Source organism: Dyadobacter sp. 676, from assembly GCF_040448675.1.
GTDB lineage: Bacteria > Bacteroidota > Bacteroidia > Cytophagales > Spirosomataceae > Dyadobacter.
On record NZ_CP159289.1, the window covers coordinates 3,765,001 to 3,777,532 of the forward strand.

Annotated in this window: 9 protein-coding genes and 2 rRNA genes (1 of these 11 cut by a window edge); 7 read left to right on the forward strand and 4 right to left on the reverse strand. The window is 50.2% G+C overall.

The features are described 5' to 3' along the window. Both ABV298_RS16950 and rrf read left to right on the forward strand, forming a co-directional pair. Nucleotides 1-950, forward strand: a 23S ribosomal RNA gene (locus ABV298_RS16950) (it extends 1,864 nt beyond the left edge of the window). 132 nt (nucleotides 951-1,082) lie between these two features. Further along, a 5S ribosomal RNA gene (gene rrf, locus ABV298_RS16955) occupies nucleotides 1,083-1,194 on the forward strand. 266 nt (nucleotides 1,195-1,460) lie between these two features. Here the strand turns inward: rrf and ABV298_RS16960 are convergent. Continuing rightward, on the reverse strand, nucleotides 1,461-2,474 hold the full coding sequence (locus ABV298_RS16960) for a LacI family DNA-binding transcriptional regulator (protein ID WP_353717379.1): 1,014 nt from the start codon (nucleotides 2,472-2,474) through the stop codon (nucleotides 1,461-1,463). 152 nt (nucleotides 2,475-2,626) lie between these two features. On the opposite strand from ABV298_RS16960, the gene ABV298_RS16965 reads away from it, so the two are divergent. From ABV298_RS16965 to ABV298_RS16980, 4 genes are all read left to right on the forward strand, one after another. Continuing rightward, complete coding sequence (locus ABV298_RS16965) at nucleotides 2,627-4,030, forward strand: Gfo/Idh/MocA family oxidoreductase (RefSeq protein ID WP_353717380.1); 1,404 nt, start codon at nucleotides 2,627-2,629, stop codon at nucleotides 4,028-4,030. Nucleotides 4,031-4,034: 4 nt separating this feature from the next. Beyond that, entirely contained in the window at nucleotides 4,035-4,814 is a 780-nt protein-coding gene (locus ABV298_RS16970; RefSeq protein ID WP_353717381.1) for a glucosamine-6-phosphate deaminase, read from the forward strand. A gap of 65 nt (nucleotides 4,815-4,879) precedes the next feature. After that, nucleotides 4,880-6,022, forward strand: coding sequence for a DUF5009 domain-containing protein (locus ABV298_RS16975; protein WP_353717382.1), 1,143 nt, complete (start codon nucleotides 4,880-4,882; stop codon nucleotides 6,020-6,022). 158 nt (nucleotides 6,023-6,180) lie between these two features. Then, nucleotides 6,181-7,335 carry a hypothetical protein gene (locus ABV298_RS16980; protein WP_353717383.1) on the forward strand — a complete coding sequence of 385 codons (1,155 nt, stop codon included), beginning with the start codon at nucleotides 6,181-6,183 and terminating at the stop codon, nucleotides 7,333-7,335. Here the strand turns inward: ABV298_RS16980 and ABV298_RS16985 are convergent. The 3 genes from ABV298_RS16985 to ABV298_RS16995 form a co-directional block, all read right to left on the reverse strand. Beyond that, the gene (locus tag ABV298_RS16985) at nucleotides 7,319-7,999 is read right to left on the reverse strand and encodes a 2-C-methyl-D-erythritol 4-phosphate cytidylyltransferase (protein ID WP_353717384.1); all 681 of its coding nucleotides are present in this window, start codon (nucleotides 7,997-7,999) and stop codon (nucleotides 7,319-7,321) included. The two genes, ABV298_RS16980 and ABV298_RS16985, sit on opposite strands and share 17 nt — an antisense overlap. Nucleotides 8,000-8,085: 86 nt before the next feature. Beyond that, complete coding sequence (gene queA, locus ABV298_RS16990; RefSeq protein ID WP_353717385.1) at nucleotides 8,086-9,135, reverse strand: tRNA preQ1(34) S-adenosylmethionine ribosyltransferase-isomerase QueA; 1,050 nt, start codon at nucleotides 9,133-9,135, stop codon at nucleotides 8,086-8,088. Between the two features lie 263 nt (nucleotides 9,136-9,398). Further along, nucleotides 9,399-10,904: an acetyl-CoA carboxylase biotin carboxylase subunit gene (locus ABV298_RS16995; protein WP_353717386.1), complete on the reverse strand. Its 1,506-nt coding sequence runs from the start codon at nucleotides 10,902-10,904 to the stop codon at nucleotides 9,399-9,401. A gap of 177 nt (nucleotides 10,905-11,081) precedes the next feature. Between ABV298_RS16995 and ABV298_RS17000 the strand changes: the two genes are divergently transcribed. Then, a complete protein-coding gene (locus ABV298_RS17000; protein ID WP_353717387.1) occupies nucleotides 11,082-12,353 on the forward strand; it encodes an aminotransferase class I/II-fold pyridoxal phosphate-dependent enzyme in 1,272 nt (423 codons plus the stop codon). Nucleotides 12,354-12,532 lie beyond the last annotated feature (179 nt).

Below are 12,532 nucleotides of genomic sequence, written 5' to 3' on the forward strand. Positions count from 1 at the left end.
GGTAGCGAAATTCCTTGTCGGGTAAGTTCCGACCTGCACGAATGGTGTAACGATCTGGGCACTGTCTCGGCCGTGAGCTCGGTGAAATTGTAGTAGCGGTGAAGATGCCGCTTACCCGCCACGGGACGGAAAGACCCCGTGCACCTTTACTATAGCTTTGCATTGTTTTCGGGTCAGGGATGTGTAGGATAGGTGGGAGGCTGTGAGTGGGCGTCGCCAGGCGTTCAGGAGCCAACGTTGAAATACCACCCTTCGCTGGCCTGGGATCTAACTGCTCAATGAGCAGGACCGTGCATGGTGGGTAGTTTGACTGGGGTGGTCGCCTCCAAAAGTGTAACGGAGGCTTCCAAAGGTCGGCTCAGCACGCTTGGTAACCGTGCGTGGAGTGCAATAGTACAAGCCGGCTTGACTGCGAGACCGACGGGTCGAGCAGGTGGGAAACCAGGGTATAGTGATCCGGTGGTTCTGTATGGAAGGGCCATCGCTCAAAGGATAAAAGGTACGCCGGGGATAACAGGCTGATCTCCCCCAAGAGCTCACATCGACGGGGAGGTTTGGCACCTCGATGTCGGCTCGTCACATCCTGGGGCTGGAGAAGGTCCCAAGGGTTCGGCTGTTCGCCGATTAAAGTGGCACGCGAGCTGGGTTCAGAACGTCGTGAGACAGTTCGGTCCCTATCTGTGGTGGGCGTAGGAAGATTGACGGGGGCTGACCTTAGTACGAGAGGACCGGGTTGGACCCACCGCTGGTGAGCCGGTTGTTACGCCAGTAGCATGGCCGGGTAGCTATGTGGGGAATAGATAAGCGCTGAAAGCATCTAAGTGCGAAACTAGCCCGAAGATGAATCTTCCACATAAGGGTCGTTGTAGACTACGACGTTGATAGGCTGCAGGTATACGTGTCGAAATACACTCAGCTGAGCAGTACTAATTACCCAACAGCTTGCACATTTAATCTTTATCTTCATCTCTTCTACTTCCAATATGACATGAAATTCAATGTTGAATGTCTGAATCAGTGAATATCTTTTATTCAATCATTCAAAATTCGATCATTCAATCATTGAAATACTCAAAGAGCTTGTTGGTGACTATTGGCCGGGTGTTCACCTCTTCCCATCCCGAACAGAGAAGTTAAGCCCCGTACCGCCGATGATACTTGGTTCAAACCTGGTAAAGTAGGTAGTCGCCACAATTATTTACAAAAGCCTCACAGAAGTGAGGCTTTTTGCATTGTATGCATTTGATTACCTCAGACCCTCCCCAATACAGAACGTAAGCCGGAGCGTCCGGCCTGGCCGCCAAATTCTTCTCCCCATATAAAAGCTTGCTCAAAATGGATACTTTTGGCGTTTACCGGCCTTGTCTAAGCGGAGTGCGAGGTCCTCGTAGCTAACAAGCCATTCATCTTGGGAAGGCTTTTTCGTGTGATAGGCTTGCGCCTCCCTGCTCGGATGCGGGCTAAGAACCTCTCATTGTAGATTCCCTTACGATTAACTCAGTGGGTAAGGAAATTGCCTGGACTGGGTAATTCTGCTTTTGAATATGTTTTATCAATACTTCGCAGCTTTTGCGCCCGATCTCATAAGCAGGCTCTGCGATAGTGGATAGCGATGGCGAGATGATCCTGGAAGCCGGATCATTAGTGAAGCCGATGACACCAACCTCCTTGCCGACTTCGATATTATGTTCCCTGAGCCAGAGAATAGCTCCAATTGCCTTTCGGTCGTTGACAGAGAAGATGGCATCGGGCGTCTCCGCGCCCGAAAATAAGACATTCATATCATGGCGACCGTTCTCATCGCTGAACCCCGAATGGATAATTCCGAAAGATTCAAGACTATGCTTCTTTAAGGTGTCCAGATAACCCTGCATGCGCTGTTGCGTGAGATTCAGGCCGGGGGGACCGGCAAGATGGGCAATCCGCGTATATCCTTGTGAAATAAGATGTTCGGTGGCGGTACACGCACCCGTGTAATCGTCCTGCACTACAACAGAGGTTTTAACAGATTCCGGCACGCGGTCGAAGAAGACCAGCGGCATATCGGCTTCGATGAGCTCTTCAAAATGGCTTAAATCGGTAGTTTCACAGGTAATGCAGGCAAGCAGGCCGTCCACACTGCTCAAAGACAACTCCCGCACGACTTTGGTTTCCCAGTAAGCTGCGTCGTTGGTCAGATAGAGCATTACCTGATAGTTTTGCTCCAAAGCATATTCCTGAATACCTGTGATTACGGTCGAAAAATAGTAGTTTGTGATCGCCGGTATAATCACCGCTATTTTATGTGTACCGCTTTTGACCAGTCCGGTCGCATTAAAATTAGGACGGTAATTCATTTTCGAGGCCGTATCGAGGACGAGCTGCCTTGTCTCAGCGCTTACATCGTAGGTATCTCTCAGCGCCCGCGAAACGGTAGCCACCGAGATGCCAAGCGCTTTGGCGATATCCTTAATCGTCGTTACTCTTTTCGTCATGAAATTCAGGCTACTCGCAGCATTGGAATGAAATTCCGGTTTCGATAACGTTCTCGCTACTATTTAAAGCAAATATCTGGAATGCCGCTATAAAACATTGTAAAATTGTACGATTGCAAATGTTTTTTTGGATTTATACCAAATCAGAGCAAATGAAAAAGCGGGATTTTTTGAAAATAGCCAGCCTGGGCTCATTAGGAATGGCTGGTGCCGGCTCAGGTGTAATCGCATCGCCGGCGAATGCGCTCGTGCGTGACCGGAAGCAGCTCTTTAATATGAGCGGTTACGCCGCTCCCAAAATGGATGTTGTGCGTATGGGATATATCGGCATGGGTAACCGCGGCGGCGGGGCTATCAAGCGCATCGTACACCTGGCCAGCGTTCAAGTGAAAGGTGTGGCCGACATAGTTCCCGAGAAGGCCAATAAGGCCAAAAAGTTCCTGACTGACGCCGGACATACCCCTGACGCATATTCCGGCTCGCCCGATGCCTGGAAGAAGCTCTGCAAGCGGGACGATATCGACCTGATTTACATTTGCACGCCATGGAGCCTGCACACGCCAATGGCATTGTATGCGATGGAGCACGGCAAACATGTAGCAACCGAAATCCCCGCCGCGACAACCGTAGAAGATTGCTGGAAGCTGGTGGAAACTTCCGAACGCAACAAAAAGCATTGCATGATGCTTGAAAACTGCTGCTATGATTTTTTTGAACTGTTAACATTAAATATGGCCCGGCAGGGCTATTTTGGCGAAATAGTCCATGTGGAAGGTGCTTATATCCACGACATTTTTGAATCACTGTTTGAAAAGGACAAACGTTTCGACCTCTGGCGACTGAAAGAAAACCAGCGTAACGGAAATTTGTATCCTACTCATGGATTAGGCCCCGTAGCGCAGGTCCTGGATATTAACCGCGGCGATAAAATGGATTTTCTGACATCGGTCGCCAGCAACGATTTCATGCTGCAAGCCAGAGCGAACGAACTGGCGGCAAAAGATCCCGATTTTAAGAAATTCGCGGGCCAGTCTTATCGTGGTAATATGAACACCACGACCATTAAAACAAATAAGGGAAAAACAATCATGTTGCAGCATGATGTATCCTCTCCCCGCCCCTATTCGCGTCTGCATCTCATCAGCGGTACCAAAGGTGCGGCACAAAAATATCCTTTGCCCGAGGACGGGACTTCGGGCAGGATTTCGCATGGCCATGAATGGATCAAGCCTGACGAATTCAAAGCGCTTGAACAGAAGTATCAACCCGAAATCGTCAAAAAAGTGGGAGAGCTGGCCAAAAAAGTGGGAGGGCACGGAGGAATGGACTTTCTGATGGACTGGCGGCTGATTGACTGCCTCCGCAACGGGTTACCGCTGGATCAGGACGTATATGACGCTGCGTCGTGGAGCGTAATAGCACCTTTGAGTGAATGGTCGGTTGCCAACAGATCCAATTCGATCGATATTCCTGACTTTACAAACGGGTCGTGGAAGAAGAACAAGCCTGTCGACATCGCATTGAAGGAGGGCGGCAATACTGAAGTAAAATCATAAAAATATGAAAATCACTATTTCGGAGACAAAGGAAGAACTGGGGCAATGTGCAGGTGCCTATGCGGCGGGCATCATTAAAGATACAATCCGGCGGCAGGGGTATGCCAATGTAGTCCTTGCAACAGGTACCAGCCAGTTCGAAACGCTGAAACAACTTGTCAGCGAAAAGGAAATCGATTGGTCGAAGGTTACGATGTTTCATTTGGACGAATATATCGGTTTGCCCGTAACTCATCCGGCCAGCTTTCGGAAATATCTGCGGGAACGGTTCCTGTCGCAAGTTCCTCCATTAAAAGCGGTTTATCTGATCAATGGGGAAAACGACCTCGATAAAGAGCTGACCTATCTGTCGGGACACATCAGCGAACATCCCATTGACGTCGCATTGGTAGGCATTGGCGAGAATGGACATCTGGCGTTTAATGATCCACCGGCAGATTTCCATACGGAAGCCCCTTACCTGGTCGTGAATCTCGATGAGCCCTGCCGTCGCCAGCAGATGGGCGAGGGCTGGTTCGGGTCTTTGGACGAAGTGCCGTTGCAGGCAATCAGTATGTCGGTGCGGCAAATCATGAAATCGCAACACATTGTGTGCTCGGTGCCTGACGAGCGAAAGGCGGTCGCTGTTAAAAACAGTTTGGAGAGCGAAGTAAGCAACATTTTCCCCGCAAGTATTTTGCAGTTGCATTCGCATTGCGCATTCTTTCTCGACCGGGAATCGGCCGGACTACTGACAGGCAAAGAGGCGGTCGACGGCGGGCGTGGCGTGGAAATGCCCAAATGATCTTTGCATTTTAGGGTAAAAGCGGTGGTCGAGTAACTTCTATTTCAAACAGTTATCCTAAACCTATGGAAGCACCGTCTGCAATATTTCAAAAGGAAGCAAAAGCGGGGCATGTACCCGGGCGGCTGGCGTCGATCGATGCTCTGCGGGGATTCGATATGCTGATGATTGCCGGCGGGGGGCAGTTCATTGCCACGCTGGGCGGAAAAACCGGCATTCCCCTGATTGATTCGGTAGCCGCACAGTTTGAGCACCCTGCGTGGAATGGCTTTACTTTCTATGATTTTATTTTCCCGTTGTTTCTCTTCCTGGCGGGAACGTCGCTGGCATTCAGCGTCACAGGTGCCCTCGCGAAGGGTGTTTCGCAAACGGTGATCAGGAACAAGGTTTTTAAAAGAATGCTGATCCTGATCGCACTGGGTATTCTCGATAAAAATGCACCGATGGATATTTTCGACCCCGCGCACATCCGCTACGGAAGCGTACTCGGGCGCATCGGACTTGCTACATTCATTTCCGCGTTGCTGTACATGAAATTTAGTACAAACCGGCGGTTGTACATAGCCGCGGGTATCCTGGTGATGTATTATCTGACGCTGATATTGGTACCTGTGCCGGGATTCGGTGCCGGAGATCTTTCTTTTGAGGGAAATCTGGTAGGCTGGATCGACCGGAATTTCATGCCCGGTATATTGAAACAAGGTACCTACGACGAGTTGGCATTGCTTACGCAGCTTCCGGCATTGTGCCTGACCATTTTCGGTACAGGCGCCGGGGATTTCCTGCTTGAACAAGACGCTGCCGGCCCGAAACTCCGTAAATTGTTTATTTTCGGGTTGGCGGGCATCGTCGCGGGATTAGCCTGGAATGCGGTTCTCCCGATCAATAAACACCTTTGGTCGAGTTCCTTTATCATGCTTACCTCTGGAATGGCATTTGTAATGCTGGCAACCTTCTACTGGTTGATTGACGTGAAAGGTTACCGGAAATGGGCGTTTTTTTTCCGTGTTATCGGTTTAAACTCGCTGGTAATTTATCTGGCGGTTCGCTTTATAGACTTTAATGAGTCGTCCCGGCTGCTTTTCGGCGGTATTTACAAGCATGCCCCCGAAAATTGGCACGAGGTTTACAATGCGCTGGGTGGCTTCGTGCTCGTCTGGTTGTTCCTCTATTTTCTTTACCGCCAGAAAATATTCGTTAAAGTTTAGGCTATGAAAACCGTCGACGCAGACCGCAATGCGGAGGAATTATCCAGAAGAACATTTTTAAAAAACACGGCCGGTACTGTCGCATTTTCGTTAGCGGTAGCGCTTCCATAGGCGCGGCCGCCCCGTTTTTTAATGCAGACAGCAATCCTATCCCTTCTATGGCATCAGAAAAAAGCCTGATTGGCGCTTATGGGCCCTGGGCGGCCTCGTTACTCCCGTCCATGCCACCTCTTTCATTTCGTAATTCCAAATGGAGTAATGTCGACACCTGGCGAAAAGAGGCTCTTCAAAAAACAGCCGAATTGGTTTCGGCACCACCAAAGCCGCCGTTGCCGGAAGTTACTGTCCGAAAAAAGTATACTTACGATGGCCTTGAAATAGAAGAGCTCGCCTGGCAGTTGCCCTACGGGCGCCCTACCGAAGCAGTTTTACTCAAACCGATCGGGGTTACCAAGCCGTTACCCGGTATTCTGGGCCTTCATGACCACGCGGCGATGAAGTATTTCGGCTTAAGAAAAATCGTCAAAACGTCGGACGACCAGCATCCGATATTGAAGGAGCACCAACGAACGGATTACGGCGGGCGGGCCTGGGCGAACGAGATCGCAAAACTGGGTTATGCGGTGCTCGTGCACGATGCCTATGCATTCGGGAGCAGGAGGGTCTATTATGGGGACACAAAAGGACTGAATTGGGGCTCGGTCAGCACGGAAGGAAAATCGGATGCCGATCCCGAGAAGGAAGACAATATCCGCGCCTACAACGAATGGTCGTCGGAGCATGAACATGTTATGTCCAAATCGCTTTTTTCGGCAGGTACGACATGGCCAGGCGTGTTTCTGACCGAAGATCAGGTTGCATTGGATATCCTGGCCAGCCGGAAAGAAGTAGATGCAAATCGTTTGGGTTGTGGCGGGCTTTCGGGAGGCGGCTTGCGGACAGTTTACCTCGGCGGCCTCGATCCTCGCATTAAATGTGCCGTGTGTGTCGGGTTTATGACTACCTGGAAGGATCTGATCTTAAATAAATCATTCAACCACACCTGGATGACTTATACGCCGCTGCTGCCCAAATACCTCGATTTTCCTGAGATCCTGGGTTTAAGAGCACCCTTGCCTACACTGGTTTTAAACAACAATCAGGACGAACTGTACACGCTTCCGGAAATGAAGAATGCGGACGTCATTCTAACCGAAGTATTCAAAAAAGCGGGTGCTTCCGACAAATACAAAGCCAGTTTTTACGATGGCCCGCACAAATTCGACGCAGATATGCAGCGAGAGGCGTTTGAATGGTTCAGGAAGTGGCTTTAAGGTAAATTTCAGCCCAGCGGAGATCTTCGGGCGTAGTGATCTTGATATTTTCATAGGCTCCGTCGATCAGCCGGATGTTGTAACCCCAGGCTTCAAGCACGCTCGCGCAATCGGTGAACGATTCGTGGTAATCGGCGGTGAATGCGGCGCGCATCCAGGTAGAGCGGAATGTCTGAGGTGTCTGGATGAGCCTGAACAGCGTGCGGTCCATGGCTTTATTACCTTCGTTCTGGCCTACAATCCGGATCGAATCCTTCAAGGGCACACTCACCACCGCCGCACCGTGCAGCGCGGCTTTTTCAAAGCTATCGGCGATGATTTCGCGGGAGATCACCGGGCGCACGCCGTCGTGAACGGCAATCAGGCATTCTTTTATGCAGGTAATACTGTTTAACCCGTTTTTGACAGAATGGAAACGTGTTGCTCCGCCTGCTACCAGCTGATGGGCAATCTTGAAGTCATGTTTTTGACACAATTCTTCCCAAAAATCGAATTGTTCCGACGGCAGCACTACAATAATATGCAGACTTTCCGAGTAACCGGCAAACGCCCGGATGGTATGCATGAGCACCGGCAGGCCGTTGACGGGCAGAAACTGCTTGGGAATGTCGCTTTTCATCCGGCTTCCGTTTCCGCCGGCCACAATGATCACATATTCTTGCATGGAATCGATTGAGAACAAAAAGGCCATTTACGGCTCAGGACGAATGTCTCTGATCATAAATGGCCATTGGATTTTCGGGTTGTATATTAAATGATCAGCATTGCGTCGCCATAAGTGAAAAATTTATATTTCTCCTTGATAGCGACGTCGTAAGCTTTCATTACCAGGTCAAACCCTCCGAAAGCACAAGCGGCCATCAAAAGGATCGATTCGGGCAATTGGAAATTCGATAGCAACGCATTCGCGATTTTAAAATCGTAGGGAGGGAACACAAACTTGTCCGTCCAGCCTTCGACAGGTTTCAGATGGCCGCTTGCGGATACCGACGATTCGATGGCCCGCAGCGACGTCGTGCCGACCGCACAAATGCGTTTTTTTGCATCGATCGCCTTGTTGACGATATCAGCAGTGCTTTGTGTAATGCGGTAGTTTTCCGAGTCGGTTTTGTGTTTGGTCAAATCTTCCACATCCACCGTGCGGAATGTGCCAAGCCCCACGTGCAGGGTAATGGGCGCGAAGCTTACCCCTTTAATTTCCAGTCGTTTCATGATCGCCTTCGTAAAGTGCATACCGGCCGTCGGGGCGGCTACGGCACCTACATGCTCTGCAAAAATGGTCTGGAACCGTTCCCGGTCAGCGCTTTCGACCTTGCGGCGCGAGATAATTTCGGGAGGTAGCGGCGTTTCGCCCAGCTCGTCGACCAGCTTCATGAACGCATCGTTATCGCCGTCGTACAGGAACCGGATGGTGCGGCCGCGGGAAGTGGTATTGTCGATTACCTCGGCTACCAGGTCGCTATCGCCGAAATAGAGCTTGTTACCTACGCGGATTTTACGAGCGGGGTCTACCAGGACATCCCAAAGGCGCATTTCACGGTTCAGTTCCCGTAGCAGGAATACTTCAATCTTCGCGCCGGTCTTTTCTTTCTGGCCATACAAACGGGCCGGAAATACTTTTGTATCGTTGATCGCCATTACATCGCCGTCGTCAAAGTAATTGATTACGTCGGCGAATGTTTTATGTTCGATTTCTCCTGTTTTGCGGTGAACGACCATCAGGCGGGATTCTCCGCGGTCGGAAGGATGAAGTGCGATTAAACTCTGGGGAAGATCAAACTTAAATTCGGATAGCTTCATAGCTGGATATTCTGTGAATTCTTTGGTCGTAGATAATATCAGAAAAAGGGTAAATACCGCTTTTCTGACGGATTCCGGCACTTAATGCAACTGAATTATAGCAATTATTCACCAGAAAGCATTCTCTATTCAAAGAAATTTTGGTAGCGGGAATACTTGCGGCCGGTTTCAAATTGCCTGAAAATTTGTATAATCAGCCCTTATCTAAAATAAGACCGCAAAAGTAGGAATTTTTTTAAAAAATTTCAATAAATCACCCGGTTTTAACGCATAGCCAGGCGGCGGCTCCGCCATTTTGATTTACGCATGCTCTCGTCCTCATTCTGAACGCGTTTGCTTTCGGCAGAGCTGTCGCTCAAAAAGGCCGAAATCAATGCTGCCAGGCCAGCCACTTCATGATCGGTATTTGTACTTAACGAATCCGGGTGAAAATGGGTGGCTACAAAATTGGTGTCGAAGCTACCGTTCACGAATGCCTCGTGCCGCATCACGAACCGGCAGAACGGAAGTGTCGTCTGGACACCCGTAATCAGGTATTCATCGATAGCCCGGATCATTTTCCGGATTGCCGTTTGGCGGTCTTCGCCGTAGGTAATGAGCTTCGCGATCATCGGATCGTAGTAGATCGGGATTTCCATGCCCTGTTCGAAGCCGTCGTCCACCCGCACGCCGTTACCGTCGGGTTTCACATAAGTGTGCAAGGTTCCGATGTCGGGCAAAAAATGATTCGAGGCATCTTCGGCGTAAACCCTGATTTCAATGGCATGCCCATGGATGTTCAAATCTCCCTGCCTGATCGACAGCGGTTTTCCCTCGGCGATTTGTATCATTTCTTTTACGAGATCCACACCCGTGATCATTTCCGTTACGGGATGTTCCACCTGCAGGCGGGTATTCATTTCCAGAAAATAGAAGTTTCGGTTGGCGTCCATGATGAATTCCACAGTCCCCGCACCGTAATAGCCGCAGGAGCGTGCCACATCGACTGCGCACCGCCCCATTTCCTCGCGGATTTCCGGGGTAACAGATATCGACGGGGCCTCTTCGACCACCTTCTGATGCCGCCGCTGGATCGAGCATTCCCGCTCGAAAAGATGGATGATGTTGCCATGGTGATCGCCCAGAACCTGTATTTCGACATGTTTGGGCGAGGTAATGTATTTTTCGATAAAAACCGATCCGTCGCCGAATGCCGCCTGCGCTTCGCTTACCGCCCGGTCCATCTGCGCATCGAATTCTTCTGCGCTTTCCACTACGCGCATTCCCTTTCCGCCCCCGCCCGCGCTGGCCTTGATCAGAATCGGGTAGCCGATTTCAGCGGCTATGCGTTTGGCTTCCGCACGGTCACCGATGGCGTCCGCAGTGCCGGGCACCATCGGGATATCGTATTTTGCCGCGGCCTGTTTGGCGGCGAGCTTGCTGCCCATGATCTCGATCGATTCGGGCGATGGGCCGATGAAGATCAGTCCTGCCTTCCGCACCCTTTCGGCAAATGCCGCATTCTCGGAAAGGAATCCGTAACCCGGATGGACCGCGTCGACGTGCAGGTCTTCGCAGATTTTCAGGATTTTATCGATATTTAAATAAGATTCGGAAGAAGGCGGCGGACCGATATACACCGCTTCGTCGGCATAACGCACATGGGGCGACGTGCGGTCTGCTTCGCTGAAAACTGCCACGGTGCCAATGTTCATTTCCCGTGCGGTACGCATGATTCGCAAGGCAATTTCGCCGCGATTGGCGATGAGAATTTTTCGGATTGGGGGCATAAAAATCGGTGGTGATGTTCAGGATAACGGGCGCAGAGTAAAGGCACTGTTATCATTATTTTACTAACTTACCATAAGTTGCAATGACAACGGTCTTTTTTAAGTTAAATGTAAATTTTTTATTTTTGCATTTATCTAACATTTAAATCATCTGTTACCCACATAAAATAAGAGAGAGTGGACATTTTCGAGAAATTGCGCAACAATTCAGGCCCGATCGGAAACCCGGCCAAAATGCTGAACAGCCATCATTATTTTTCGTTTCCGATGCTGGAAGGAGAGCTGGGGCCGCGCATGAGGTTTATGGGACGGGAAGTGCTGAACTGGAGTCTCAACAACTATCTGGGTTTGGCGAATCATCCGGAGGTCCGTAAGGCGGATGCCGAAGCCGCTGCTAAATGGGGCCTGGCGTACCCTATGGGCGCAAGGATGATGTCAGGAAACTCTGTCCTGCATGAGACTTTTGAAAAGGAACTGGCGCAGTTTGTCGGTAAAACCGATGCATTTCTCCTTAATTATGGCTACCAGGGTGTCATGTCCGCGATCGAATGTCTCTGCGACCACCGCGATGTGATTGTTTACGACGCCGAGTCGCACGCCTGTCTTATCGACGGAATCCGCCTGCACAAAGCCAAGCTGGGGGAATACTACAAGTTCAATCACAACGACATGGTCAGCCTGGAAAAGAACCTGATCCGCGCTACCAAACTCGCCGAGGAAAAAGGCGGGGGCGTGCTGGTGATTACCGAAGGCGTTTTTGGCATGTCGGGTAAAGTCGGCGACCTGAAAGCCATTGCCGAGCTGAAAAAGAAATACAACTTCCGCCTGCTCGTCGACGACGCGCATGGTTTCGGAACCATGGGTGAAACCGGTGCGGGTGTAGGTGAATTGTTGGGCGTTCAGAAGGAAATCGATCTCTACTTCTCGACTTTCGCCAAATCGATGGCGGCTATCGGTGCATTCATCGCATCCGATGATCCCGAGATCATCATGTTCCTCAAATACAACATGCGTTCGCAAACCTACGCGAAGGCGCTTCCGATGCCTTATGTGGAAGGTTGCCGGAAACGCCTCGAGATGATCAGGCAAATGCCGGAGCTACGTACCAAGCTTTGGGAAAATGTAAAAGCGATGCAGGATGGCCTTCGCAGCCGCGGTTTCAATATCGGCGAAACCGAATCGCCCGTGACGCCGGTGTTCCTGCACAGCGAGGGCGGCGTGCCCGAAGTTACCCGGATGGTGCGCGACCTGCGCGAGAACATGGGGGTTTTCTGCTCGATCGTAGTTTACCCGGTCGTTCCGAAGGGCCAGATCATGCTGCGCATTATCCCTACCGCTGCACATACCCTTGAAGATGTGGAATACACGCTGAATGCATTTACGACGCTCGCCGAAAAACTCAAAAACAGGGTTTATCAGAGCGATGCGGTACAGGAAGTCGTGGAATAGTTATAAAACCGCGTTTCCCGCATATGGAGGGCTTTTTTTTAAAAGGCCCTCTTTTTTTATTTCCTTTTTGATAATAAATGTGAAGTATGTAACTGTCTGTTTTTGAGTAAGTTATTTGTTGTAAAGTATTTAATTGGATTTTAGAAGTGTTTTTTTTTGTTTTTTGGGTTGCTAAAATG